The 26,069-nt window shown below is 67.8% G+C and carries 26 protein-coding genes; 5 read left to right on the plus strand and 21 right to left on the minus strand.

The window, feature by feature from the left end:
- Positions 1 to 192: 192 nt before the first annotated feature.
- The 3 genes from AC0B44_RS06580 to AC0B44_RS06590 are packed head-to-tail and all read right to left on the minus strand — an operon-like array spanning position 193 to position 2,546.
- A complete protein-coding gene (locus AC0B44_RS06580; protein ID WP_471902131.1) occupies positions 193 to 699 on the minus strand; it encodes a DUF6912 family protein in 507 nt (168 codons plus the stop codon).
- 3 nt (positions 700 to 702) lie between these two features.
- Positions 703 to 2,106, minus strand: coding sequence for a WS/DGAT/MGAT family O-acyltransferase (locus AC0B44_RS06585; protein ID WP_471902132.1), 1,404 nt, complete (start codon positions 2,104 to 2,106; stop codon positions 703 to 705).
- The gene (locus AC0B44_RS06590; RefSeq protein WP_471902315.1) at positions 2,103 to 2,546 is read right to left on the minus strand and encodes an HAD family hydrolase; all 444 of its coding nucleotides are present in this window, start codon (positions 2,544 to 2,546) and stop codon (positions 2,103 to 2,105) included. The genes AC0B44_RS06585 and AC0B44_RS06590 overlap by 4 nt, the downstream gene beginning before the upstream one ends.
- 149 nt (positions 2,547 to 2,695) lie before the next feature.
- On the opposite strand from AC0B44_RS06590, the gene AC0B44_RS06595 reads away from it, so the two are divergent.
- Positions 2,696 to 3,187 (plus strand): Rv3235 family protein, encoded by a 492-nt coding sequence (locus AC0B44_RS06595; RefSeq protein ID WP_471902133.1) that lies wholly within the window; start codon positions 2,696 to 2,698, stop codon positions 3,185 to 3,187.
- Between the two features lie 81 nt (positions 3,188 to 3,268).
- Here the strand turns inward: AC0B44_RS06595 and secA are convergent, their stop codons facing one another.
- The 16 genes from secA to AC0B44_RS06675 all read right to left on the minus strand — a co-directional run bounded on the left by secA (position 3,269) and on the right by AC0B44_RS06675 (position 21,058).
- Positions 3,269 to 6,049: a preprotein translocase subunit SecA gene (secA, locus tag AC0B44_RS06600; RefSeq protein ID WP_471902316.1), complete on the minus strand. Its 2,781-nt coding sequence runs from the start codon at positions 6,047 to 6,049 to the stop codon at positions 3,269 to 3,271.
- A 184-nt stretch (positions 6,050 to 6,233) separates the two neighbouring features.
- Positions 6,234 to 6,899 (minus strand): ribosome hibernation-promoting factor, HPF/YfiA family, encoded by a 666-nt coding sequence (hpf, locus tag AC0B44_RS06605; RefSeq protein WP_471902134.1) that lies wholly within the window; start codon positions 6,897 to 6,899, stop codon positions 6,234 to 6,236.
- Positions 6,900 to 7,107: 208 nt separating this feature from the next.
- Entirely contained in the window at positions 7,108 to 7,752 is a 645-nt protein-coding gene (locus AC0B44_RS06610) for a ComF family protein (RefSeq protein ID WP_471902135.1), read from the minus strand.
- Between the two features lie 46 nt (positions 7,753 to 7,798).
- Entirely contained in the window at positions 7,799 to 9,580 is a 1,782-nt protein-coding gene (gene lpqB / locus AC0B44_RS06615; protein WP_471902136.1) for an MtrAB system accessory lipoprotein LpqB, read from the minus strand.
- Positions 9,577 to 11,262: an MtrAB system histidine kinase MtrB gene (gene mtrB, locus AC0B44_RS06620; RefSeq protein ID WP_471902137.1), complete on the minus strand. Its 1,686-nt coding sequence runs from the start codon at positions 11,260 to 11,262 to the stop codon at positions 9,577 to 9,579. Before mtrB ends, lpqB begins: the two co-directional genes overlap by 4 nt.
- Before the next feature lie 68 nt (positions 11,263 to 11,330).
- Positions 11,331 to 12,008 carry an MtrAB system response regulator MtrA gene (gene mtrA / locus AC0B44_RS06625; RefSeq protein ID WP_471902138.1) on the minus strand — a complete coding sequence of 226 codons (678 nt, stop codon included), beginning with the start codon at positions 12,006 to 12,008 and terminating at the stop codon, positions 11,331 to 11,333.
- Between the two features lie 5 nt (positions 12,009 to 12,013).
- Positions 12,014 to 12,679 (minus strand): dTMP kinase, encoded by a 666-nt coding sequence (locus tag AC0B44_RS06630; protein WP_471902139.1) that lies wholly within the window; start codon positions 12,677 to 12,679, stop codon positions 12,014 to 12,016.
- A gap of 31 nt (positions 12,680 to 12,710) precedes the next feature.
- Positions 12,711 to 14,180, minus strand: a complete 1,470-nt coding sequence (ahcY, locus tag AC0B44_RS06635; RefSeq protein ID WP_471902140.1) for an adenosylhomocysteinase — start codon at positions 14,178 to 14,180, stop codon at positions 12,711 to 12,713.
- A gap of 110 nt (positions 14,181 to 14,290) precedes the next feature.
- A complete protein-coding gene (locus AC0B44_RS06640) occupies positions 14,291 to 14,941 on the minus strand; it encodes a TetR/AcrR family transcriptional regulator (RefSeq protein WP_471902141.1) in 651 nt (216 codons plus the stop codon).
- Between the two features lie 66 nt (positions 14,942 to 15,007).
- Positions 15,008 to 15,193, minus strand: coding sequence for a rubredoxin (locus tag AC0B44_RS06645; protein ID WP_471902142.1), 186 nt, complete (start codon positions 15,191 to 15,193; stop codon positions 15,008 to 15,010).
- The gene (locus AC0B44_RS06650) at positions 15,190 to 15,357 is read right to left on the minus strand and encodes a rubredoxin (protein WP_471902143.1); all 168 of its coding nucleotides are present in this window, start codon (positions 15,355 to 15,357) and stop codon (positions 15,190 to 15,192) included. The genes AC0B44_RS06645 and AC0B44_RS06650 overlap by 4 nt, the downstream gene beginning before the upstream one ends.
- A gap of 6 nt (positions 15,358 to 15,363) precedes the next feature.
- Positions 15,364 to 16,602, minus strand: coding sequence for an alkane 1-monooxygenase (locus AC0B44_RS06655; protein WP_471902144.1), 1,239 nt, complete (start codon positions 16,600 to 16,602; stop codon positions 15,364 to 15,366).
- Between the two features lie 202 nt (positions 16,603 to 16,804).
- Positions 16,805 to 18,046, minus strand: a complete 1,242-nt coding sequence (gene manA, locus AC0B44_RS06660) for a mannose-6-phosphate isomerase, class I (protein ID WP_471902145.1) — start codon at positions 18,044 to 18,046, stop codon at positions 16,805 to 16,807.
- Entirely contained in the window at positions 18,046 to 19,134 is a 1,089-nt protein-coding gene (locus AC0B44_RS06665; RefSeq protein WP_471902317.1) for a tobH protein, read from the minus strand. Before AC0B44_RS06665 ends, manA begins: the two co-directional genes overlap by 1 nt.
- An 80-nt stretch (positions 19,135 to 19,214) precedes the next feature.
- A complete protein-coding gene (locus AC0B44_RS06670) occupies positions 19,215 to 20,585 on the minus strand; it encodes a phosphomannomutase/phosphoglucomutase (RefSeq protein WP_471902146.1) in 1,371 nt (456 codons plus the stop codon).
- Positions 20,586 to 20,662: 77 nt separating this feature from the next.
- Positions 20,663 to 21,058 carry a DUF3499 domain-containing protein gene (locus AC0B44_RS06675; protein WP_471902147.1) on the minus strand — a complete coding sequence of 132 codons (396 nt, stop codon included), beginning with the start codon at positions 21,056 to 21,058 and terminating at the stop codon, positions 20,663 to 20,665.
- An 89-nt stretch (positions 21,059 to 21,147) separates the two neighbouring features.
- Between AC0B44_RS06675 and AC0B44_RS06680 the strand changes: the two genes are divergently transcribed.
- Positions 21,148 to 21,645, plus strand: coding sequence for a metallopeptidase family protein (locus tag AC0B44_RS06680; protein ID WP_471902148.1), 498 nt, complete (start codon positions 21,148 to 21,150; stop codon positions 21,643 to 21,645).
- A 115-nt stretch (positions 21,646 to 21,760) separates the two neighbouring features.
- Here AC0B44_RS06680 and AC0B44_RS06685 read toward each other — a convergent pair whose 3' ends face one another.
- A complete protein-coding gene (locus tag AC0B44_RS06685) occupies positions 21,761 to 21,988 on the minus strand; it encodes a WhiB family transcriptional regulator (RefSeq protein ID WP_169848857.1) in 228 nt (75 codons plus the stop codon).
- 377 nt (positions 21,989 to 22,365) lie between these two features.
- Between AC0B44_RS06685 and cofD the strand changes: the two genes are divergently transcribed.
- The 3 genes from cofD to AC0B44_RS06700 are packed head-to-tail and all read left to right on the plus strand — an operon-like array spanning position 22,366 to position 25,279.
- Positions 22,366 to 23,355 carry a 2-phospho-L-lactate transferase gene (gene cofD, locus AC0B44_RS06690; RefSeq protein WP_471902149.1) on the plus strand — a complete coding sequence of 330 codons (990 nt, stop codon included), beginning with the start codon at positions 22,366 to 22,368 and terminating at the stop codon, positions 23,353 to 23,355.
- Positions 23,355 to 24,725, plus strand: a complete 1,371-nt coding sequence (locus AC0B44_RS06695) for a coenzyme F420-0:L-glutamate ligase (protein WP_471902150.1) — start codon at positions 23,355 to 23,357, stop codon at positions 24,723 to 24,725. Before cofD ends, AC0B44_RS06695 begins: the two co-directional genes overlap by 1 nt.
- 2 nt (positions 24,726 to 24,727) lie before the next feature.
- On the plus strand, positions 24,728 to 25,279 hold the full coding sequence (locus AC0B44_RS06700) for an NUDIX hydrolase (protein WP_471902151.1): 552 nt from the start codon (positions 24,728 to 24,730) through the stop codon (positions 25,277 to 25,279).
- 18 nt (positions 25,280 to 25,297) lie between these two features.
- On the opposite strand, the gene AC0B44_RS06705 is transcribed toward AC0B44_RS06700, so the two are convergent.
- Positions 25,298 to 26,062 carry an SGNH/GDSL hydrolase family protein gene (locus tag AC0B44_RS06705; protein WP_471902152.1) on the minus strand — a complete coding sequence of 255 codons (765 nt, stop codon included), beginning with the start codon at positions 26,060 to 26,062 and terminating at the stop codon, positions 25,298 to 25,300.
- Between the last annotated feature and the right edge of the window lie 7 nt (positions 26,063 to 26,069).

Here is a 26,069-nt window from a genome sequence, read left to right on the forward strand (position 1 = left end):
TTACGGTCCCGTAGGTTACGCGGACGTTCCACCCCCAACGATCCTCGCTCCGGTCCTGCGGAGCAATGTGCGCGGCGCGTGATTCCGGGCTCAGGAAAGCCGGAAACCGGCATCTCTCCGGCCCCCAGAGCAGTTCGGGTCTCAGAGCAGTTCGAGTGTCAGAGCAGTTCGAGTGTCAGAGCAGTTCGAGTGTCAGAGCAGTTCGAGAAGGAACGGCAGTTCCTGGGCCGCGTACCACGCGAGTTCGTGGTCCTCGGCGTCGCCGAGCACGAACTCGGCCTCCTCGTCACCCATGTCCGCCGCGTCGATGACCTCCATCGCACGCGCGACGTCCGCTTCCGCATCCTTCAGGTCCACATGGACGGACGCGATCGCACTCATCGGCACCGAACCGGCGAGCCGGACCACCGCATCGTCGAGGTCGGGCCTAGGAGTTGTCTCGTCGACATCCGCCGCGACCACCACGCGCCGGGTCCCGAACGTCTCCGCCCCGGAATCCTCGGCCGCGAGCAGTCGCAGCGAGGCGCGTGCGGCTTCGCCCATGGCGACCTCGGCGAGTTCGTCGTCGTCACCCGCCGTGTAGGCCTCTCGCAGGGTGGGCGTCACCGAGAACGCGGTGCGCCCTACGGCGTCCAACTCGTTCTCGGCCACGAGACGCTGCAACATCGCGAGCGTCGCCGGTACATAGACACGCGTCACTTCTCACCTACTGGCATCCGACAACTCCTCGAGCGATTCGTGCAGCAGCGACGTGAGCACATGCACGTCGGGCATGGCGTCGCGGTCCGCATTCAAACCGTAGTAGATCTTTCCGTCGTAGGACGTCAGCGCGACACTCAAGGCCTGATTCTTGAGCAACGGCGAGACCGGATACATCCCCACCAGGCGTGCCCCGCCCAGATACAGCGGGTACTGCGGTCCCGGAGCGTTGGTGATCATGACGTTGAACACGCGTTGCGAGAAACTCGACGCGACTCGCGTACCGACGGCGTGCATGGTCGCCGGTGCGAACCCCGACAGCCGCATCATGGACTGCGCCGCCACCCGCCTGCGCTCACGTGCGTACGCTTCGCCGGCGTGCGCGATGTGCGACAGCCGTACGACGGCGTTGGGTTCGCCCACCGGCAGGTCGACGAGGAACGACGACACCTCGCCCTGAGGGTGCACCTGGATCGTCTCGTCGGCTCCCGCGGCGGCATCCACGTAAACCGACATCGGCACCATCGCCCGGACGACCGTGGCCTCGGTCAGCGGTTCGCCGCGCGAGAGCAACCAGTACCGCAGGGCACCCGAGATCACGGCGAGGACAACATCGTTGACGGTGCAGCCGTACCGCGTGCGGATCTTCCGGTACGGCTCGAGATCGGATTCCACGACGGCGAACCGCCGGCTGCGGGAGATCGTCGCGTTCAACGGGGAATCGGGTGCCGACTGCGCCGCGGTACGGGCGAGCCGCCCGATCACATCCACGGTTCCGGTGAGCGTGGACGCGAGGTTTCCGACGGCCGACCGCACGGCCGTCACGCCTTCGCCCGGCCTGGCCACCAGTTCGGCGAGGGCACCGACGAGCAGCGCCGATTCCGACGGTGCCTGCTCCGGCATCCACAACTCTTCGGGTACCTCACGGGGATCGGGGTCCCTGTCGAACAGGACCTGACCGATCTCGAGGGACTTCTCACCGTCCACGAGTGCCGAATGCGATTTGGTGAACACCGCGCACCGGTCGCCGACGAGCCCTTCCACGACGTACATCTCCCACAGCGGACGGGTGCGGTCGAGTGGCCTCGAGATCAGCCGGGCGATGAGGTCGTGCAACTGATCGTCCGATCCCGGCCGCGGGACGGCGGATCTGCGCACGTGGTAGGTGATGTCGAAGTCCCGGTCGTCGATCCACACCGGTCGCGAGAGCCCGAAAGCAACCTCCCGCACCTTCTGCCGGTACCGCGGGACTTCCGCGAGACGCTGTTCGACCAGGCGGAGCACCCGGTCGTAGTGGACGCCTCCCTCGGGCGGCTCGAGAATCGCGAGCGAGCCGATGTGCATCGGCGTGTTGCTCGTCTCCAGGTAGTAGTACGACGCATCCTGCGACGTCATCCGGCTCGTCATTGCGGATAGTCCCCCTCACCCCCGGGTGGCCGGGATCGTCCTGCCGTGCTGTCGAAGAGAACAGCGAGTTCCGCCAGTACGGTGTCGGGACCATCATGGTGGACACCGACCATCCCCGCAGCCACCGCGCCGCGCACATTTCCCGTGAGGTCGTCGACGAACACGCATTCGGCGGGCTCGAGGCCGAGACGCTCTGCGGCGAGCCGGTAGGACGCGGCGTCGGGCTTGGCGACCCCCACGTCCCCCGAGAGGACGACCTCGTCGACCAGCGTTCCAGCGAGGTCGCGCAGCCACTGCCCGTGCGGGCCTCCGGGATCGTTGCTGAGGATCGCGGTGCGCACCCCTTGCCGTCGCAGCGCGGACACCGCCGCCGAGATCGCCTCGGGGTCCGTTCCCGGACCGGCCAGGACGCCCCCGAAATCGAGCACCAATCCGCGCAACATCGCACCACTCTACGGCGGCTGCCGCTCGCGGCGCGTTCCGAGCACACACCCTGCCGGTGTGGCACCATGACTGCGGTTCGTCCTCTCCCGGACCTCGTCGCACCGGCCCCGCGCCGGTACCGTCCATGTCCCGGGAAGGACCCCGTATGACACATCTCCGCACCGGCCGATACGTGCGCCCAGTGCCGCCTTTCGAGCCACCCGCGCAGGAACGGTGCGCGCTGCACCGGTCCCATGCCGCACCCCGCACGTCGCCGCACGACGGGCGGTCGCGGCGCCCGGCCGCGACGCCCCCGTCGCCGGCGCCGCCTCCCGATCCCACTGCCGTCCGGTTCGCCGACACGGCGGTACGCCTCGTCCTCGAGGTGGTCGACGGGCGGCGTCCGGTAGCGCAACTCGCCGCGGTGCTCGAGCCGACACTCGTCACAGCGGTCGTCGCACGACAATCGGACTCCGTGGTGGGTACGGCGGTGCTGCTCCGCATTCGCGTGCACCCGGTCGATGCGGACACTGCCGAATTGTCGGGCATCTACGCCCGGGGCGAGCGGGTCCGCGCGGTGGCGGGCCGGATCGCGCGGAGGACACCCAAGCCCCGAGCGCCACACCCCTGGACGATCACGACCCTGTGGCTCGGATGAGCCACAGGGTCGTGAGTTGGTTCTCGACGGTCAGGACGTCTCGAAGGTCAGCGCCTCTCGAAGATCAGTGCCTCTCGAAGATCAGTGCCGACGGCCGGACTTCGCGTCGCGTCGCGCAGCCGCACGACGTTCCTTGCGGCTGGCAGCAGCCGCGGGAGTCGGCGACGCGCCGTCCCCACCGCTGCGACGCGCCACGTGCGCACGACCGTCCTCGGCGGGGCCGCTGTAGGTCAGGCGACGCTCCCCCTCGTCCAGGCCCTGTGCCCGGAGCACGGCGGGAGCCGGAGCGACCGTCGGCTGTACCGGAGTCCGGGGCGGAGCAGGCTGCCCGACGGGAGGCGCCGTACGCGCCGCCGCTGCGGCGGAGGCCGGTGTCACCGACACTCCGTTACCTGCCGGCTGCGGCTGTGCCGCTTCGACCTTGAGGTTGAACAGGAATCCGACCGACTCCTCCTTCAACCCTTCGAGCATGGCCGTGAACATGTCGAAGCCCTCGCGCTGGTACTCGACGAGCGGGTCGCGCTGCGCCATCGCACGCAGGCCGATGCCCTCCTTGAGGTAGTCCATCTCGTAGAGGTGCTCACGCCACTTGCGGTCCAGCACGGAGAGCAGGACCCGACGCTCGAGTTCGCGCATCGCGTTCTCACCGGCCAGCGACCGGAGCTCGGCCTCACGCCGCTCGTACGCCGCGCGGGCGTCTTCGAGCAGCGCCTCCCGCAGGTCGTTGCGGTCGAGATCCTCGTTCTCGGCGATCAGTGTCTTGTAGTCGATACCGACCGGGTAGAGCGTCTTCAACGCGGTCCACAGCTGCTCGAGATCCCAGTCCTCGACGTAGCCGTCGGCAGTCGCGCCGTCGACGTAGGCGCTGACCACGTCGGTGAGCATGTGCTGCACCTGGCCTTCGAGGTCCTCGCCGCGGAGGATGCGGCGGCGCTCCGCGTAGATGACGGTGCGCTGCTGGTTCATCACCTCGTCGTACTTGAGGACGTTCTTGCGGATCTCGTAGTTCTGCTGCTCGACCTGCGTCTGCGCGCTCTTGATGGCCTTCGAGACCATCTTCGCCTCGATCGGCACGTCGTCGGGCAGGTTGAGCCGGGTCATGATCGACTCGAGCGCGGCGCCGTTGAAGCGCCGCATCAACTCGTCGCCGAGCGAGAGGTAGAAGCGGGACTCGCCGGGATCACCCTGACGGCCGGAACGGCCGCGCAACTGATTGTCGATACGGCGGGATTCGTGGCGCTCGGTGCCCAGCACGTACAGGCCGCCGGCCTCACGCACGCGTTCCGCGTCTTCCTTGACCTGCTGCTGCACCGCGGCGAGGGTCTCGTCCCAGGCGGCCTCGTACTCCTCCGAGGTCTCGACGGGATCGAGACCGCGCTTGCGCAGCAGCGTGTCGGTGATGATGTCGGGGTTGCCGCCGAGCACGACGTCGGTACCACGACCGGCCATGTTGGTCGCGACGGTCACCGCACCGGTGCGCCCGGCCTCCGCGATGATCTGCGCTTCCTTCTCGTGGAACTTCGCGTTGAGGACGTTGTGGGGGACGCCCCGCTTGGTGAACTGCCGCGACAGGTACTCCGAACGTTCGACGCTCGTCGTACCGATCAGGACCGGCTGGCCCTTCTCGTGCCGTTCGACGACGTCGTCGACGACGGCCGCGAACTTCGCTTCTTCCGTCTTGTAGATCAGGTCGCCCTGGTCCACGCGGACCATCGGCCGGTTCGTCGGAATCGGGATGACGCCGAGGTCGTAGATCTGGTGCAGCTCGGCGGCCTCGGTCTCGGCGGTACCGGTCATACCCGAGAGCTTGTCGTAGAGGCGGAAGTAGTTCTGCAGCGTGATCGTGGCGAGGGTCTGGTTCTCGGCCTTGATCTCGACGTGTTCCTTGGCCTCGATCGACTGGTGCATGCCCTCGTTGTAGCGACGGCCCGAGAGCACACGGCCGGTGAACTCGTCGACGATGACGACCTCGCCGTCGCGGACGATGTAGTCCTTGTCCTTGGTGTAGAGCTCCTTGGCCTTGATGGCGTTGTTCAGGTAGCTCACCAGCGGCGAATTCGCCGCCTCGTACAGGTTGTCGATGCCGAGCTGGTCCTCGACGAATTCGACGCCCGCCTCGTGCACGCCGACCGTGCGCTTACGGATGTCGACCTCGTAGTGGACGTCCTTCTTCAACAGCGGCGCGATCCGCGCGAACTCGGCGTACCACTTGCTCGACGCGTCCGCGGGGCCCGAGATGATGAGCGGCGTACGCGCTTCGTCGATGAGGATCGAGTCGACCTCGTCGACGATCGCGTAGTTGTGGCCGCGCTGCACGAGGTCGTCGAGCGAGTGCGTCATGTTGTCGCGCAGGTAGTCGAAGCCGAACTCGTTGTTCGTGCCGTACGTGATGTCGGCGTTGTAGGCCGCGCGGCGCTGGGCCGGGGTCATGCCGGACAGGATCACGTCGGTCTCGAGTCCGAGGAAGCGGTGCACACGCCCCATCCACTCGGAGTCACGCTTGGCGAGGTAGTCGTTGACCGTCACGACATGCACGCCGTCGCTCGAGATCGCGTTGAGGTACGCGGGCAGTACACAGGTCAGGGTCTTGCCCTCACCGGTCTTCATCTCGGCGATGTTGCCGAAGTGCAGGGCTGCGCCACCCATGATCTGGACGCCGTAGTGCTTCTGGCCGAGCACGCGGAACGATGCCTCGCGCGCGGTGGCGAAGGCCTCGGGAAGCAACTCGTCGAGCGATTCCCCGTCCTGGTAGCGGTGACGGAACTCGTCCGTCTTGGCCCGCAGTTCGGCGTCGGTCAGGGCCTCGAACTCCGGGGCGAGGGATTCGACATGCTCGGAGATGTGCTTGAGCCGCTTGACCATGCGACCTTCACCGATCCGGAGCAGCTTCGTCAGCGACAGCACTGGTGTGTTCGTCCTCAATCTCGGGTACCTGCACGGACAAGAAAATCCGGCCGAGGCCTTGCGGACCCCGGCCGGATTCCATGGTAGGCGTTCTACCGGAGTTGCTGCGACGGTGTTGCGCCGCGACCGCTCCGGGTACTGCTCACACGAGCTTGATCAGACCGTAGTCGAAGGCATGACGCCGATACACCACGGACGGCTTGTCGGTCTCCTTGTCGTGGAACAGATAGAAGTCGTGCCCGACCAGTTCCATCTCGTAGAGAGCGTCGTCGACGGTCATCGGCTCGGCCTTGTGCTCCTTGACGCGGACGATCCTGCCGGGACCCTCGGGTTCCTGGTCCTGGCCGTCGAGCGAGAGATCCGGCGAGATCGCCAGATCGTCGTCCTGGGCGAGGCTCGCAGTGGCTTCGGCCACGGAGACCGGGGTCTTCTCCCCGTACGAGACCTTCCGACGTTCCTTCGTTCGCCGCAGACGGGATTCGAGCTTGGCGATCACCGACTCGAATGCCGCATAGAAGCTGTCCGCGGAGGCTTCCGCGCGAGCGACCGGTCCCTTGCCGCGTGCCGTGATCTCGACCCGCTGACAGCTCTTCTTCTGACGACGGTTGCGCTCGTGCTGCAACTCCACGTCGAAGTGGAAAATCGTCGGATCGAACCGTTCGATTCGAGCAATTTTCTCGGACACGTAGATCCGGAAGTGATCCGGCACCTCTACGTTGCGGCCTTTCACGACGATCTCGGCCTGGGGGCCTTCCGTGGTGGCATCTGCCTCAGCAACGGAAACCTGGGTCTTCGAAGGGGTCGTCACAAGTACCTCCCGAGTATCGGCCGGCACCGACTGCGCGCCAGCATGTCGATGAGCGCGAAGCGCTCGCCCGGAAGCAGAAGAATGGGTAGTTACACCCTTCTACCTTTATGTTTCCGGGTCTGATGGCGACGGTAGTCGGTATCCGGGACGCATGCCACCCTTGCGGTCCAATTCACCTTTTTCGACACCCGCCGTTACCCCGGCAGCCTCATGCGTGTGCTATCACGAGCACGCCCGCGGGTTGAAAACCCGCCTCGCGCAACACCCGGATCGACTCCGCAGCGGTGGCTCCGGTGGTGACGATGTCGTCGACCACCAGCACCTGTCTCGCGCGGGGGACACCCGACTCCCGGACCCGGATCCGACCCGCGAGATTGCGGCGCCGCTCCACTGCGGACAGGCCCACCGAATCGCGGACACCCCGAGCGGGAACGAGCAATGGATGCACGGACAGACTCGGGTCGTGGCCGGCCGCGACACGCGCGGTACGGGTCACCGGATCGCCGCCGCGTGAGCGCGCCGCCCGCGCGCGGGTCGGCGCCGGCACCACGGTGATCGGGCCGGGCACCAGTTCGCCCCATCGCCGCAAACGTGCCACCGCCACCGCCCAGGAGAGTCCGAGCGGCACGGCGAGATCCCGACGGCCGCGCTCCTTCGCGGCGACCACCGCACGTCTGCGAGGGCCCGAGTACGGGCCCAGACTCCACACGGGCACGCCGGGGTCTCCGCGCAGCCGAACGGGCGCGGGCGGATCGTTCAGCGCCCGCGCGCACGCGTGGCACCACGCTGTCGCGGGCGCGCCGCACCCGCCACAGGCGAGCGGGAGCACGAGGTCGAGAAGCGACGACAGCACCCGCGCAGTGTGACGTATCGCACCGACACCACCGGCAGACCGGAGATCAGCCGGGCAACACCGGAATCGCGGTCAGTCCGGCCAGTCCCGGAACTTCCCGCCAGTAGCGGTCGTCGGCAGGGTCTCGATTGTTGAGCTGGAACACCGCGCGCGAATCGGCGACGAACTCGGCGGTGGTGGAGGCCTCGACAGCGATCACCGGTGGCGTCAGGTTACGGCTCGGCAGTGCATCCATCCGGGAGCCGTCGACTGCGATCTGCACGACCGGCATGTCCGAGGCTGCCCGCGAGACCACCACGGTGTCGGGGGTGCTCCAGTCGAGCGAGAGCGCCGGGCCGCCGAGCCCGAACCCGATCTCCCGCGGATTGGTGAGCGAGAACTCACTGTTGGGCGTCTGCACGACGGTCGCGACGTACACGCGTCCGTCGATGATGAGGGCGGCGCGCACCCCGTCGCGCGACAGCCGGAGCTCCGTGATCCGCCCGCCTACCGCGCGGAGTGCGCCGGCTTCGACCCCCACGACGGTCACTCGGCCGGTTCCCGGTTCGCGAACGGCTCTGACCACCGCCATGCCGTTCACCGCTGCCCAGACCGAGGTGTCGTCCGGAGACCAGGTGGGACGGGTGATCGACTGCCCGTCGACCGCGGGCTCGGCCACGTCGGCGCCGTACGCACCGACGATCAGCTGGGTGGTGGGCTCGGGCGCGACTCCCCCGGTCTCGGCGACCGCCGCCACGAGTTCACCGTCGCGCGACAGGGCGATCGACTGGAGGTTGCCGGCGGACCCGAAAAATCCGGGCACGGGGGTCACGCCCGTCTCGGCGACACCCACCAGCCCGCCGCGCAACAGCGCATGCAGGCCGATGGTGGCGCTGGATGTGGCGAGCGGGTTCATCGACGCCACGTCGGCGGTCGTCCAGCCGTTGGGGAATCGTTCGTCGAGGGGCTGGTGATCTGCCAGCAGCACGTACGGTCCCGAGATGTCGGCATTGGCGAGCGTCCACACGACCTGCGCGGCGAGAAGCTCCCGGTCTTCCTTGCTCATCGACCCGATGCCCTGGAAGTCGACGCGGATGCCGCCGAGACCGACGCCGACCTGGCCGGTCCGGCCGTCCGCTTTGGTGGCGGGACCGATCACGTTGACGCCTTCGAGGAGGTTGCGCACCGCGGGTGCCAGGGACGCCTTCGGCCCCTCCACCAGCAACCCGATCAGCTGGGCCGCGGTTTGTTCCGGAGTCCCGGTGATCCATCGCGGATCCGGAACGACCGTCTCCCCGGAGGGTTCGACGAAGTACAGCGAGCGCCGCTCGTAGCTGTTGAGGAATCGGGGACGGTCCATGATGACCCCGTCGGGCATCTCGTCGATCCGCCATTCACCGTCGGTCCGCACCAGCGTGAACTTCGCTTCGAAGTCGCCGTCGGCGGCCCGGTAGACGCCGCCCTGTTCGAGGTAGCCGACGATGTTGGCGCGGACCACGTACGTCGCGCGATCGCTGTTGCGGCTCTCGGCGAGGACGTCGACCTTGTCGACGATCGTCGCGCTGGCCGCGTCGTCCCAGTTCGCGGACATCTCGGCAGTGACGAACTGCCGGGCCGCGACGTGCCGGTTCGTGGGTTCGGTGCTGGCCTGCAGGAAGTCGCGGAGAAGCAGATCGGGTTCGCGTCCTGGGACGGGCGCGGCGACCTCGGTGGTCGCGGGCGTGGGATCGATGGTGCCGATCGCCTGCGGAGACGAGGAATCGGGCAGGGTCGCGCAGCCCGAGAGAACCAGTGCCACCACGCTCATCACGACGGTGAGCGCGGCCCGGATGCGTGCGGTGCGGGTCATGTCGGCGCTCCTTCCGAGGACGGGGGCGTCGGGTTCTCCGCGGGGCCCTGCGGAGAGTCCGGCGCGTCCGGCAACGCGGGGGCAGCCGAACTGCTCTCCCCCGGTTCGGCGGGCGAATGCGGCGGCTTGCCCTGTACCGCGTGGGCGGCACCCGGTACGAGCGGGACGGGGCTGCGGCCGACCTTCCGGCCTCGCTCGCGCGGCAGCGTCAGCCGGAAGCTCGCGCCCCGGCCGGGCTCGCCCCACGCCTCCAGTTTTCCATTGTGCAGATTGGCGTCCTCCACGCTGATCGCCAGGCCCAGGCCGGTGCCACCGGAACGGCGCACCCGGGACGGATCGGAGCGCCAGAAACGGTTGAACACCAGCTTCTCCTCGCCCGGGCGCAGCCCGATGCCCTGGTCGCGGACGACGAACGCCACCGCGTTCTCGTCGGCGCGCAGACGCAGCAGGATCGGTTTGCCCTCGCCGTGGTCGATCGCATTGGCGAGCAGGTTTCGCAGGATCCGCTCCACGCGACGCGGATCGACCTCGGCCTCGACGGGCTCGTCGGGCAGATCGACGATCAACTCGGTCGCCGTTTCGCGGGCAAGATGGCGCACCGTGGACACCGCGGCCCGCGCGCACATCCGCACGTCGAGGCGCTCCGACGCGAGTTCTGCGACACCCGCGTCGTGGCGGCTGATTTCGAGGAGGTCGCCCAGCAAGCCTTCGAAGCGGTCGAGTTCGGCGACGAGCAACTCGGACGCGCGCTTGAGTGACGGATCCAGCTCGTCGCTGCCGTCGTGGATCAGATCCGCCGCCATCCGGACCGTGGTGAGCGGGGTGCGTAGCTCGTGGCTGACGTCGGAGGTGAACCGCTTCTGGAGGTTGCCGTACTCCTCGAGCTGGGTGATCTGCCGCGACAGGCTCTCGGCCATTTCGTTGAACGACATGGCGAGACGCGCCATGTCGTCCTCGCCTCGGACCGGCATGCGTTCCTTGAGGCGGCCGTCGGCGAAGCGCACCGCGATCCGGGAGGCGGAGCGGATCGGCAGGACCACCTGGCGCGCGACGATCATCGAGATCGCGGCGAGCAGCACGAGCAGCACCCCCGCGCCGACTACGAGCGTGCCCCGCACGAGCGCGAGTGTGCGTTCCTCACCGCCGAGGGGGAACAACAGATAGAGCTCGAGGGTGGAAATGGCAGAGTCCGTGGGACTGCCGATGATCAGCACCGGACCGGTGTATCCGTTGGGGTTCGAGACCGTCGCGAACTGGTACGCGACCTGCCCGTTCTGCACGAACGCGCGCAGGTTCTGCGGGATCTGTTCGGCCGGGCCGCTCGCGGTCGGCGCGCGCGGGCCGTCGCCGGGGACGATGAGTACCGGGTCGAAGGTGCCGGCGACGCCGGTGTCCTGGCCACCGTCGCTACCGCGGCTGGTGAGAGTCGCTGCGGCGCCGTCGAGCCGGACCGCCAGCGAGCCGGAGTCGTCGGCTCCCGCGAGTTGGCCCTCGACCAGCGCGCGGGAGCGTTCCATCTCCTCGGTCGCGGCGTCGATCTTGACTTCCAGCAGCCGGTCGGTGATCTGGCTGATGAGAACCACGCCGAGCACGAGCATCACGATCAGCGACAGGGTGAGAGTCGATACGACGACCCGCAATTGGAGCGATCGTCGCCAGGTGTGCGCGAGCCTGCTGCTCATGGCCCGCGACCACCTTACGAGCGGCAGCGATCTTCGTGCGATTCGCCGCCGCAGACGGAGACCACGGGTCACGGCGGTCCGGCCTTGTAGCCGACCCCCCGCACCGTCAGCACCGCTTCGGGATTCTCGGGATCCTTCTCGACCTTCGCCCGCAGGCGCTGGACGTGAACGTTCACCAGACGGGTGTCGGCTGCGTGGCGGTAGCCCCAGACCTGTTCCAGGAGAACCTCGCGGGTGAACACCTGGCGCGGCTTGCGCGCGAGGGCCACCAGCAGATCGAATTCGAGCGGGGTGAGCGAGATCAATTCGTCCCCGCGGGTGACCTTGTGCGCCGGAACGTCGATCGAGATGTCGCCGATGGACAGGACTTCGGCCGGTTCCTGCTCGGTGCGACGCAACCGCGCGCGCACCCTGGCGACCAGTTCCTTCGGCTTAAACGGCTTGACCATGTAGTCGTCGGCACCGGACTCGAGTCCGAGAACCACGTCGACGGTGTCGGATTTGGCAGTGAGCATCACGATGGGCACACCCGAGTCGGCGCGGAGCACACGGCAGACGTCGATGCCGTTCATGCCCGGAAGCATGAGATCGAGCAACACGAGGTCGGGGCGGATCTCACGCACGGCACCGAGCGCCTGCGTGCCGTCGCCCACCACGAAAGGCTCGAATCCTTCGCCGCGCAGCACGATTGTGAGCATTTCGGCGAGTGCTGCATCGTCATCGACTACCAGAATCCTCGGCTTCATAACCTCTATCGTGTCACCCCTTCACCTTCGCGAAGCAGATTTGAGATGCGAACGGCGAGTTGTTGCGCATCGGGCTCGGCGCCCGCCACCATCCACCGTGACATCCAGTGCCGCTGTGCCAGGCCGTCGTACACCTCTCCGGTCCGGTGCTGGAGGTCGCCGTCGCGTTCGTACGCGTCGCGTTCCCGGGCCGCGTCGGACTCGGCGCGGCTTCTCGCCCGTTCCGCGGCCAACGCGACGGGCACTCGCAACAAAACCTGCAGGTCGGGCACGGGCAGCGCGAACCGCTCGTACTCGAGGTGCTCTATCCAGTCGACGGACGACCCCGCGGCGTCTTCGTGGTGCCGAGCGGCCGTGTACGCCGCGTTGGAGGCGACATAACGATCGAGGAGCACGATGTCGTTGGCGGCGAGCAATTTCCGCAGTTCGTCGGCGGCGTCGCGGCGATCGAGTGCCCACAGCAACGCCATCGCTTCGACACTCGAGGCGGTGTCGCCGTGCTGCCCGCGCAGCGCCTCGGCGCCCAGATCAGCGTGGATGGACCGGCCGTACCGGGGAAACGCGAGCGTTGCCACACGCGCTCCCTCGGCACGCCACGCCTCGACGAGGCCGGCGGACAACGTCCGTTTTCCGGCCCCGTCGAGACCCTCGACGACAATCAGACCACCCATGCTGCTGCGTTTCTCGCCGTCGATCCCGGAATCAGTAGCGGTAGTGCTCGGACTTGTACGGGCCCTCGACGTCCACGCCGATGTACTCGGCCTGTTCCTTGGTCAGCTTCGTCAGCTTGCCGCCGAGCGCCTCGACGTGGATCTTGGCGACCTTCTCGTCGAGGTGCTTGGGAAGGCGGTAGACCTCGTTGTCGTACTCGTCCGGCTTCGTCCACAGTTCGATCTGCGCGATGACCTGGTTCGCGAAGGAGTTGCTCATCACGAACGACGGGTGGCCCGTCGCGTTGCCGAGGTTGAGCAGACGTCCTTCGGACAGCACGATGATCGAATGTCCGTCGGCGAAGGTGAACTCGTCGACCTGCGGCTTGATGTTGATCCGCGTGACGTCGGCGGACCGCTCGAGGCCGGCCATGTCGATCTCGTTGTCGAAGTGGCCGATGTTGCCGAGGATCGCCTGGTGCTTCATCGCCTTCATGTTCTCGAAGGTGATGATGTCCTTGTTGCCGGTCGACGTGATGACGATGTCGGCCTGGCCGATGAAGTCCTCGACGGTCACGACGTCGTAGCCGTCCATGAGCGCCTGGAGCGCGTTGATCGGGTCGATCTCGGTGATCGACACGCGGGCGCCCTGGCCGCGGAGCGCCTCGGCGCAACCCTTGCCCACGTCGCCGTAACCGCAGACCAGCGCGGTCTTGCCGCCGATGAGCACGTCGGTGCCGCGGTTGATGCCGTCGAGCAGCGAGTGCCGCGTGCCGTACTTGTTGTCGAACTTGCTCTTGGTGACGGAGTCGTTGACGTTGATCGCGGGGAACGTCAGTTCACCGGCTGCCGCGAGCTGGTAGAGCCGCAGCACACCGGTGGTGGTCTCCTCGGTGACACCCTGCACCGAGGCGGCGATCGCGGACCACTTGCCGGCGTCGGCTTCGAGCGAGTTGCGCAGCAACTGCAGGAAGACCTTGTACTCGGCGGAGTCGTGCTCCTCGTCGACGGGCGGGACCACGCCGGCCTTCTCGAACTGCGCGCCCTTGAGCACGAGCATCGTGGCGTCGCCACCGTCGTCGAGAATCATGTTGGCGGGTTCCCCGGGCCAGGTGAGCATCTGCTCGGCGGCCCACCAGTACTCCTCGAGGGACTCGCCCTTCCACGCGAACACCGGGACGCCCTTGGGCTCTTCCGGGGTGCCGTGCGGTCCCACGACGATCGCGGCCGCGGCGTGATCCTGGGTGGAGAAGATGTTGCACGAGGCCCAGCGGACCTGAGCGCCGAGCGACACGAGCGTCTCGATCAGCACTGCGGTCTGCACCGTCATGTGCAGCGAGCCCGAGATGCGCGCGCCCTTGAGCGGCTGCACTTCGGCGTATTCGCGACGCAACGACATCAGCCCCGGCATCTCGTGTTCCGCGAGGCGGATCTCCTTGCGCCCGAACTCGGCGAGGGACAGATCGGCGACCTTGAAATCGAGACCGTTGATCCGGTCGGCGACGAGCGTTGTGTCAGACACGTGTAGATGCCTCTTCCTGTCGGCAGACAATTCTTCGAACAAAGCAGTTGCATCCAGGCTATACAACCTGCGGCGTCACGGTACGCCCGGTACGAGCGGCCCGGTGGCCGTCAGCCCGTGAGTGCGGCCTTTTCGACGAAGGGAACGAGCAGGTCGGCGAGGTCGGCAGCGACATCGTTGCCCGATTCCGGCGGCATGGAGATGAAGCTGAGCGCGACACGCACGATGGCGCGGGCCAGGATGCCGGCGTCGGTACCGGACGCCGAGACCCAACTGTGCTCGAAGGTGTCCGCCAGCCGGACCGAGCCCCGCTCGAGGATCGGCGCGACATCGGTGGTGATCAGGCGCAACAGGTCGGGCTTGGCGTCGCCGTCGAGCAGCGACCGCACCAGCGGGTCGGCCGCCGACGCCGCGAAGAACGACGTGAATCCTCCGACGAGAGCGGCCCGCGCGTCCCCGACGTGCGCATATACCGAGTCGGCGACGGCCTCGGTGAACTCGTCCACCAGGCGCAGCGCATATCCCTGCGCGAGCCCCTGGCGCGACGAGAACTCCTTGTACAGCGTCTGCCTGCTGATTCCCGCGGCGCGCGCAACGTCACTCATGGTGACGGCGGACCAGTCCCGGTCGGCGAGCAGATCCCGCATCGCGTCAAGAATCGTCGAACGCAGAAGGACCCGGCTCGCCTCGTGGAACAGCACTCGTGCGGAGGCCGCGGTCGCAGCACTACCGACCCCGTTCCCGGGTTGCGTCCTCGCCATGGCCGTGACGCTCTCACGGCTCCGCGTGCGCGTCAAAGCCGAGCGGGAGGTCCCGGTGACCGCTGTTCATCGGCGGACGATCTCGACCATTTCGAAGTCGGCCTTGGCCGCCCCGCAGTCGGGGCACGACCAGTCGTCGTCGATGTCCTCCCAGCGCGTGCCCGGCTCGATGCCTTCGTCGGGCCAGCCCAGCTTCTCGTCGTACTCGAAACCGCAGACCACGCAACGGAACAGCCGGAACTCGGTGCTCATCGCGCAGCCTCCTCGAAATCGATCTTCTCCCGGACCCCACAGTCGGGGCAGCACCAGTCGTCGGGGAGGACGTCCCAGGTAGTGCCGGCGGGAAATCCCTCGCGGGGAGCGCCGAGCGCTTCGTCGTAGACGAAATCGCACACCGGGCAGCGGTACGCAGTCATCTGGGATCAGTTTCCTTCCTGATCGGCGGCGCCGTAGCGGGCGAGGATCGCCTCGCGCTTGCTCGGCTGGATGTTCACGCGCGTGATGTCGCCGTCGTAGTGGTCGAGCACCCGGTGGTCCATGACCTTGCGCCACAGCGGCGGGATGTAGGCGAGCCCGATCATCGTGGCGTAGCCCGCCGGCAGGTTCGGCGACATCTCCATGCTCCGCAGGGTCTGGTAGCGGCGCGTGGGGTTGGCGTGATGGTCGCTGTGCCGCTGCAGGTGGTAGAGGAAGATGTTGGTCACGAGGTGGTCGCTGTTCCAGCTGTGTGCGGGGCTGCACCGTTCGTACCGGCCGTTGGCGGTGCGCTGCCGGAGCAGACCGTAGTGCTCGAGGTAGTTGACGGCTTCGAGCAGTGCGAAGCCGAAGACCGCCTGGAGCAGCAGATACGGCGCGATCTCGAGTCCGAACACGGCGATGAGTCCGCCGAAGAGCACCACCGAGAGTGCCCACGCGCTCAGCACGTCGTTCCGCAGGCTCCACACGGGTTTGCCGAGTCGCTCGAGGCGGGCCCGTTCGAGCTGCCACGCCGAGCGCACGCTGCCGATGACCGTCCGCGGGAGGAAGGCCCAGAAGCTCTCCCCGAAGCGAGCGGATGCCGGGTCCTCCGGCGTCGCGACGCGTACGTGGTGTCCTCGGTTGTGCTCGATGTAGAAGTGGCCGTAGAACGATTGCGCGAGGGCGATTCTGGACAGGCGCCGCTCCAACTCGACCTTCTTGTGGCCCATTTCGTGCGCGGTGTTGATACCGATCCCGGCGACGACACCCAAGGAGACGGCGAGGCCGATCTTCGACACGACACCGAGACCGCCGTCGATGCCGAGCCACGAGAGATTGTCGGCCGACCAGAGATAGCAGGCGAATACGAGGCTGGCGAATTGGAACGGCAGGTAGATGTAGGTGCAGTACCGGTAGTAGCGGTCGTTCTCTAGTGCTTCGACGAGTTCGTCCGGTGGGTTCTCGCCGTCGGGTCCGACGAACAGGTCGAGGGTCGGGACCATCACGTAGACCAGCAACGGGCCGATCCACCACAGCGCCGGAGTCACCGCCTGCCAGCCCATCGAGTTCCCTGCCCAGATGAGCGCGGTGGCGAGGAAGAGGGCGGTGGGCGGGACGAGGCCGAGCAGCCACAGTCTCTTCTTGCGGTCACGCCATTGCAGGTCCGGGGTGTCCCGTGGTCCCGCCGCCGAGTCCGTACTCATGCCGATCTCCTCGTCGCTCGGTGGCCGCCGCGGCCACCCCATCGCATAAGTGATGTGTATCACTACGAGGTGGACTATAGGGCGTCTGGCGTCAGAGGTCTAGACATTCGTCCCATTTTGTAAAGAGTCCTGGCGCAGCGCCGAGCGCCAGGGTGACATTTCGGTGGACGGCGAGCGACATGCCGACCGGTCCGGAGGGGACTCAGCGGAGGGCGTCGTCGCGCAGATCCCCGAGGCGCGCACGGAACACCTGTGCGCCGTCAGTGCGGCCGCGCACGACCGACTCCGGATCGGAATGCGACAGCCACACCGAATCACCGGAATCCAGGTCAACGGTGCTGCCACCGCAGTCGACGCTCACCGCCCCGTTCGTGCACAGCAGGATCTGCGGGCCGCCGGGGGCGAGCACGGCCTCGTCGCCCGGGCCGAGTTCCACGCGCGACAACCCGAATTCCGGCGCCGGCGTGGCGTACCGCCACTCGAACGGCCCGGCGGGTTCTGCGCCCAGGATCGGGACGGATGCCGCACCGAAATCGAGAACGCGCAGCAACTCCGGCACGTCGACGTGCTTGGGCGTCAACCCGCCGCGGAGCACGTTGTCCGAGTTCGCCATGATCTCCACACCCATACCGTGCAGGTAGGCGTGCAGGTTGCCGGCCGCGAGGTAGAGGCCGTCACCGGGCTCGAGAGTGATCCGGTTGAGCAGCAACGACGCCAGCACCCCGGCGTCGCCCGGGTAGAACTCGGCGAGTTGGAGCGTGGTGCGCACCTCCTCGACGAACTCCCGCCCGTTCTCGGGTCCGGTCAGGTACGCGACGCACCCGTCGAGCACCCGGGGCAGGAGCGCCAGCAGCGCCGTGGGCGGCAGGGTGATCCACGTGGTGAACAACGCCCGCAGGCCGCCGGAATCGGGTTGCCCGGCAAGCAAGCCGAGATACGGCTCGAGTTCGGGCACGTGCAACGCCTCGAGGAGAGCGACGGTGCGGTGCGCGTCACGGAACCCCGCGAGCGCCTCGAAGCGGGTCAGGGCGACCACCAGTTCGGGCTTGTGGCTCGCGTCCTTGTAGTTGCGGATCGGCGAGTCGATCGGCAGACCCAGGGCTTCTTCGCGAGCGAAACCCTCGGCCGCCTGCCGGGCGCTCGGGTGCGCCTGCAACGACAACGGTTCCTCGGCTGCGAGCAGTTTGAGCAGGAACGGCAACCGGCCGCCGAACCGCTCGACGGTGGGAGATCCCAGATGACCGTGCGGGTCGGAATCGAGCACCTCGAGCAGTGAGACCGTGCCGTCGGTGGGGAGGACCACCCGCGCGGGGTCCGCCGGGTGGGCTCCGAGCCAGAGTTCGGCCTCGGGATGGTCCGACGGCACCTTCCGGCCGCAGAGCGTCGCGATCGCGGTGCGCGACCCCCACGCGTACGAGCGCACCGCCCCCTCGAGTGAATGCACTATCGGCCCCCGGCCAGTCTCAGATACGCCGCTGCCATTTCGATTCGCACCATCAGCACCGCAATCTGTTCGAGCACGGGAGGAACGGTGTCGGATTCGAATTCGCCGACCACCGACACCAGTTCGGCGTCGGGTAGCGCAGCGATGCGGCGTTGTGCAGCAAACCGGTCGGCGTCCGTGCTCAACACGAACACTCGTGCGGGTGGCAGCGGAGCGGGCCCGTCCAGTTCCTCGTCGTGGAACAACGGATCGTAATGTTCGCCGGCGGCCGTGAGGACCTCGATGAGCCGGTCCCGCGCGACCAGCACGTCGGCCACCGCCGCCGCGGAGGTCACGACACCTGCGCTCTGCAACAACGACTCCGACGCATGTCGTGCCAGCGCCAGCGTTGCGGGCCGGTCCCCGGCAAGGATCACCCGGCGCGACTGCATCCGTACCGCGAGGGACTTCGCGGGGTTGTGGAACACCTCGTTCGACGGATGGTCGCGCAGCGCCTCCTGGTCGACCGCGTCGGCGAGTCGGGCGAGGTCCACCCCCGCAGCGTCCCCGCGCAACACGTCGCGCATGACCGCGAGTACCGCGTAGAACACGGCGACGTGCCGGGCCAGCGCGAATCGCGTCGGCACCTGCACCCGAGGCGGCAGGAGCACCGCCCGGCCGGCGGTCACTGCCCGCACCGGTCCTTCGTCGGGCGCGTCGACGATCACTTCCGCGCTGCGCCGCAGTGCGGCATCGATGGATCCGGCGAGCGCCGGATCGCCGGCGTCGTTCCCGGCCACCACGACGACATCGAGCGCACCCACCCACGGAGGTGTCTCCGAGGCCTGCACCAGCGGGGTCGCCGAATGCTCTGCGAACAGCGACAGCACGAGATCGGCCGCCCGGCTCGAGCGCGAGTCGGTGCCCACGAACACGATGCTGCGCGGACGAACGTCGACGAGGCTGTCGAGAGCCCGTTCGTCGACGGCGGTTGCCACCGCACGGATCTGCGCCCCGCCGAGCGCGGCGCTGCGCAGGACACCGTCGATGTCTGCTGCGATCAACCCGTCGGCATCGTCGAAGTCGAACAGCGGCAAGGGAGCCGTCACGACCGCGTCACCTTCCTTCCGCCGGCCCGGCCCCACCCCGATGCCGAGCACCTCGATTATTCCCCGCGCGACCCCCCATGTCACGCACGCACGACAGCAAGGATCTCCTTCACCAGCGCATCGACTTCTGCCTCCGTGCGGGCCTCGACGTTGAGCCGCAGCAGCGGTTCGGTGTTCGAGGCGCGCAGATTGAACCACGCATGATCCGGGAGGTCCACCGTCACGCCGTCGAGCCGATCGACCGACTCGGCGCGGTCGGCGAACGCGGCGATGACGGCTTCGGTCCGTTCCGCCGCGTCGGCCACGGTGGAGTTGATCTCCCCCGATGCCGCGTACCGGTTGTAGGACGCCATGAGGTCGGAGAGCGTGCCGTCGTGCCCTGCGAGTGCCGCGAGCACGTGCAGAGCCGCGAGCATGCCGGAATCGGCACCCCAGAAATCACGGAAGTAGTAGTGCGCCGAATGTTCGCCGCCGAAGATGGCGCCGGTCTCGGCCATCTGCTGCTTGATGAACGAATGCCCCACCCGGGTACGCAGCGGGACCCCGCCCTGCTCTGCGACGAGTTCGGGCACGATCCGCGACGTGATGAGGTTGTGGATGATCGTCGCGCCCGGCTCCTTGGCCAGTTCACGGGAGGCGACCAGGGCCGTCACGGCCGACGGAGTGACGGGTTCGCCGCGCTCGTCGACGACGAAGCACCGGTCGGCGTCGCCGTCGAACGCCAGACCGACATCGGCGCCCGACTCGACGACGAGACGCTGCAGGTCGACGAGATTGGCGGGGTCGAGCGGGTTCGCCTCGTGATTGGGGAACGTGCCGTCGAGTTCGAAGTACAGGGGGACGAGTTCGATGGGCAACGGAGCGAACACCGCCGGTACGGTGTGCCCGCCCATGCCGTTGCCGGCGTCGACCGCAACCTTGAGGGGCCGCATCTGCGACAGGTCCACCAGGCCGCGGAGGAACGAGGCGTAGTCGTCGAGCACGTCGCGCGTGGTCACGGACCCGGGGGCACCGTCGTACTCGGGTACGCCGTCGACGAGTTCGGCGGAGATGGTCGCCAGACCGGTCTCCTGACCGACCGGCTTCGCACCCGCGCGGCACAGCTTGATGCCGTTGTAGGCGGCCGGATTGTGGCTCGCGGTGAACATCGCGCCGGGCGCGTCGAGCAAGCCGGACGCGAAGTACAACTGGTCGGTGGAGGCCAATCCGATCAGGACGACGTCGAGGCCCTGTGCGGTGACCCCGTCGGCGAATGCCTGAGACAACTTCGGAGACGATTCGCGCATGTCGTGACCGACGACCACCCGATCGGAGGCCTTCTCGCTGCGGATCAGCCGCGCGAACGAGGCGCCGACCTCGCGGACGAAGTCCTCGTCGATCTGCTCACCCACAACACCACGGACGTCGTACGCCTTGATCACGGCTGACACCGACTCGGCAGATCTCGCCACTTGTTCCGCTCCTGCTACTCGACTCGAGCCGCGCCATCCTGCGTGACACGGCCCGTGGTCAGCCTAGTGCGAAGCCGTCAGGACGTGGGGTCGGGAAGGACCCGCAGGTGGCCGCGGCGTCCTGTACGCCCGGTAGGCGCGACGGCGACGCGGGGGGAGCTGTCGGATTGCGCGGGGTCGGTTTCGCCACGCACCCGCTCACCGAGTCCGGCTTCCCGCACGGCCTCGGCCAGCGCTGTGAGGTCGTCTTCGTCGGGCGTACCCGACGAGAAGGCACCTTCGTACCGCACGAGTTCCCACCCCTTGGGGGCGGTGATACGCGAACCGTGCGTATCGCACAGGTCCCACGAATGCGGTTCGGCGACGGTGGCCAGTGGACCGACGACAGCGGTGGAATCCGAGTACACGTAGGTCAGCGTCGCAACAGCTGGGTTCTTGCACCCAGGCCGGCAGCATCGACGCAGTGTTCTCACGGTAGGGAGCGTAGCGCGCCGAGGTCCCCGGGACTATTCGGACACACCGTTTCGAACCGACGGAATTTTCGTGTCGTACTGTCCACTACATGGCCCGTGCACGACGTTCCCGTCCGCTCTCGTCCCGTTCCGTGACGCGCCGCGGCCGGGGAATTCGCGGGCCGGTGTTCCCGCACGAATTGCCGGTGTGGAAATCGAGGGCCGAGAAATTCGACCATCTCGTGCTCACCGCGTTCGCCCCGATCGACGCGCGGTGGCACAAGCGGCTGACCAAACTCGATATCGCGGTGGACGAAGTGCCCAAGATCCGTGCGCGCGACCCCGACACGGTCAACTGGCCGGACGAGGTCGTCGCGGACGGACCGGTTCCGCTGTCGCGTCTCGTGCCGGCGGGTATCGACCGTCGCGGTGCTGCCACGCGGGCCCGCATCGTGCTGTTCCGGCGTCCCCTCGAACTCCGCGCGAAAGATCCCGAGGACCTCGCGGACCTGGTCCACGACGTCCTCGTGCACCAGGTGGCGACCTATCTGGGCATCGAACCGGAAGTCGTCGACCCCGAACTCGGAGGATTCGACGACGAGGAATGACCCCGGACGTGCGAAAGCCGGGTTGCTCGACCCCGTGAGCAACCCGGCTTTCGTTACACGGCATTCCGGCAATACCGGACTCGGGCCCGAACTCCCCGTACCGGACCCTGCCCCGTCAGATGATGCCGCGCTTGAGGCGCCGCCGTTCCCTCTCCGACAGTCCGCCCCAGATTCCGAACCGTTCGTCGTTGGCGAGGGCGTATTCGAGGCATTCGCCCCGAACTTCACACCCCAGGCAGATGCGCTTGGCCTCCCGCGTGGAACCACCCTTCTCGGGGAAGAATGCCTCCGGGTCGGTCTGTGCGCAGAGCGCACGCTCCTGCCACTGTTCGTCGCCTTCCATGAGGTCGCCGAATCCCGAAACGAGATTCAGGATCGGTGCCCCACTGTCCGGCTCGTCACAGACACCCTCGACTGCAGTTCCGATCCGAACGATCTCGAATCCCTCGCGCACGTCGGCCATAGGTCGCCTCCTCAACTGCAGCGCCGAACTTTGGACCGGGGATCTCCCCCGCGGCCACCCGTCGAACCTTCGTTCGAAAGCGGGTCCCCGCAATCGATCTCGATCCGAAAACTCGGAATGACACGTATGTGATTAGACACGTCGGGCGTGTCGCGGTCAAGCTGTGCACCATTTGTCGCTTACCATCATCGACTTTGCCACTTCCGGTTTGGGACGTCACTGAACCGGGTACGGGCCGCACCCCCTAGGCTTGTCCCGTGAATGTGACTGTATTGGTCGGAGGTGTCGGCGGGGCCCGTTTTCTCACAGGTCTGCGCCAACTTCTCGGCATTTCCCCCGGCTCCGACACGAATCCGGACGCGCTCCACCGGATCACCGCGATCGTCAACGTGGGTGACGACGTCTGGATGCACGGGCTGCGGATCTGCCCCGACCTCGACACCTGCATGTACACCCTCGGCGGCGGAATCGACACCGAACGCGGCTGGGGCCGGGTGGACGAAACATGGAATGCCAAGGAGGAACTCGCCGCCTACGGCGCCGTTCCCGACTGGTTCGGCCTCGGCGACCGCGACATCGCGACCCACCTGATCCGTACCCAGATGCTGCGCACCGGGTATCCGCTCTCGGCGGTGACCGAGGCCCTGTGCACCCGGTGGAAGCCCGGTGTCACATTGCTGCCCGTCACCGACGACCGCAGTGAAACCCACGTGGTCATCACCGATCCCGCGGACGGACTGCAACGTGCGATCCACTTCGAGGAGTGGTGGGTCCGGCACCGCGCGCAAGTGCCCACGCACAGTTTCGCGCACATCGGTGCCGACGAGGCGAAGCCCGCACCCGGAGTACTCGAAGCGATCGAGAACGCGGATGCGGTCATCCTTGCACCGTCGAATCCCGTCGTGAGTGTCGGCGCGATCCTGGCCGTCCCCGGTGTGCGCGGCGCGCTGCGCACCACGAAGGCGAAAGTCGTCGGCCTCTCCCCCGTCGTCGGCGGCAAACCGCTGCGCGGCATGGCCGATGCGTGCCTCGACGTGATCGGCGTCGACACCACCGCCGAAGCAGTCGGCCGCTACTACGGGAGCCGCAGCGGAACGGGCATCCTCGACGGCTGGCTGGTGCACAGCACCGACAGCGCCGACGTTCCCGGCGTCGAGGTCCGCTCCGTCCCCCTCCTCATGACCGACCCCGACGCGACCGCCGGCATGGCGCGCGCCGCGCTGGAACTCGCTGGAGTGAACCTGTGATGTCCCCCGACACCGCGCCCCACACGTCGGTTCGCGACCACGCTCCGGGCGGACCCGTCGAAATCCGTCCGGTGACCGGACTTCCGGAGTTCCGGCCCGGGGACGACCTCGCCGGCGCGATTGCCGCAGCGGCCCCCTGGCTGGTGGACGGCGACGTCGTCGTCGTCACGAGCAAGGTGATCTCCAAGGTCGAAGGACGGATCGTCCCGGCGCCGACGGATCCCGACGCGCGCGATGCGCTGCGGCGGCGCCTCGTCGATCAGGAAGCGGTGCGTGTACTCGCCAGCAAGGGCCGGACCCTCATCACCGAGAACCGGCTCGGCATCGTGCAGGCCGCTTCGGGGATCGACGGTTCCAACGTCGACAACGCGGAACTCGCACTGCTTCCCGAGCATCCCGACGCGAGTGCGGCGGCGCTGCGCGACCGGTTGTCGGCGCTCCTCGGCGTCACCGTCGCGGTCGTGGTCACCGACACCATGGGCCGCGCCTGGCGAAACGGCCAGACCGACGCGGCGATCGGCTCCGCGGGCCTGCCGGTCCTGCACGAATACGCCGGCTCGCGCGACAGCCAGGGCAACGAACTTCTCGTGACGGCAGTCGCCGTCGCCGACGAGATCGCCGCCGCGGGCGATCTCGTGAAGGGCAAGCTCGGTGGCGTGCCCGTGGCGGTCGTGCGCGGACTCGACCTCCCCGACGACGGATCCGACGCCCGCGCACTCATCCGCAGCGGTGACGAGGACCTGTTCTGGCTCGGCACCGCCGAGGCCCTCGAACGCGGACGCCGCGAGGCATTGCTGTTGCGACGCTCCGTACGCGAATTCGCCTCGGAGCCGGTCGATCCCGAGGATCTGCGCGAAGCCGTCGCGGACGCGCTCACCGCACCCGCTCCGCACCACACCCGGCCGGTGCGCTTCGTGTGGGTGCGCACCGAGCAGGTCCGCCGACGACTGCTCGACGCCATGCGCGAGCAGTGGGCCGCCGATCTCGAACGCGACGGGCTCGAGCCGGTCGCAATCGAACGCCGGCTCTCGCGCGGCTCGATCCTCTACGACGCCCCGGAGATCGTCGTCCCGTTCTGGGTGCCCGACGGCGCACACCACTATCCCGACGCGGAACGAACCGCGGCCGAGGCAACGATGTTCACGGTCGCGGCGGGCGCCGCCGTTCAGGGCCTGCTCGTCGCACTCGCCACCCGCGGGCTGGGGAGCTGCTGGATCGGGTCGACGATCTTCGCGCCCCAGGTGGTCCGCAACGAACTGGGTCTGCCGGCCGATTGGTCGCCGCTCGGCGCCGTCGCGGTGGGATATCCCCTCGACGAGCCGACGCCACGGGACCCCGCGGATCCCGGACACGCATTCGTGGAGCTGTAGCGATGTCGTCGCGTTCCCTGCACCGGTCCGCGGTCGAGGTGCTCACCGCGTGGCAGCCCGACTCCCCCGACGCGGACTCGTTGCGGCACACGATGCTCGCGTTCCTCGACTCCGCCCCGGACGGATGCCTGCGGGCGCACGTCCCGGGACACATCACCGCCTCGTCGCTCGTTCTCGACGCCGACCATCGGAACGTGCTCCTCACGTTGCACCCCCGCGTGGGCCGCTGGATCCAGCTCGGCGGGCACTGTGAGGAGTCCGACGAGACGGTGGTGGACGCGGCGCTGCGCGAAGCCACCGAAGAATCCGGAATCGCCGGCCTGCGAATCGACGCCGAATTGCTGTCGGCGCACACGCATCCGATCACGTGCTCACTCGGCGTACCGACCCGTCACCTCGACCTGCGATTCCTGGTGACGGCGCCCACCGGCGCGAAACCGGTACGCAGCGACGAGTCGACCGACCTGCAGTGGTGGCCTGTCGATGCTCTCCCGCCCGGTGCCGAGCGCGAGACGATCGACCACCTGGTCCGGCTGGCGGCTGCGCGGCGCTGAAAGGCGCCCAGCCCCTGGCTATACGCCGAGCGGGGTGAGCGTCGGGTACTTGGGCGTGATGCCGTCTCCGGAGGAGAGTCCGCGCACGCGGCGACCCACCCACGGGATAAGGAATTCGCGCATCCAGCGCCGGTCGTCGGCCCGCTGCTCGGCGCGCGTGAGGGGCACGGGTTCGTCGAGGTGCACGAGTGGCAGAGTGTGCGAGACGCCGAGGATGTCGAGTACCCGGAGCGCCATGTTGTGATGGCCGGCGGGTGACAGATGCAACCGGTCGGCGTCCCACATCCGCAGATCGCGGTATTCGGAGAACCGCCAGAAGTCGACGATGGTCGCGCCGTGCCGGTCGGCGATCTCGCGGACTAGTTCGTTGTACACGGCCCAGCGGCCGCGCAATGCGCCGAAGACCGGCGCCCAACTGCCGTCGTACGCCGTCCACATCAGTACCCGCGCACCGGTGGCGGCGAGCCTGCCGATCGCCTCGTCGTAATCGGCGGCGAGGTCGTCGAAATGGACCTTGGGCCGCATCAGATTGTTGCCACCGGCGTAGATGGTGACGAGATCGGGCCGCATCGCGACGGCCGTCTCGACCTGTTCGTCGATGATGGGGCGCAGCAACCGTCCCCGGATCGCGAGATTGGCGTAGCCGAAGTCCTCGCTGCCCTGAGCAAGCTGCCCGGCCACGAGATCGGCCCAGCCACGCAACCCGTTGGGGCGGGAAGGATCCGGATCCCCGACACCTTCGGTGAACGAATCACCCAGCGCCACATAACGTTCGAATGCCACTTGGAAA

The organism is Rhodococcus sp. NPDC019050, from assembly GCF_055664235.1.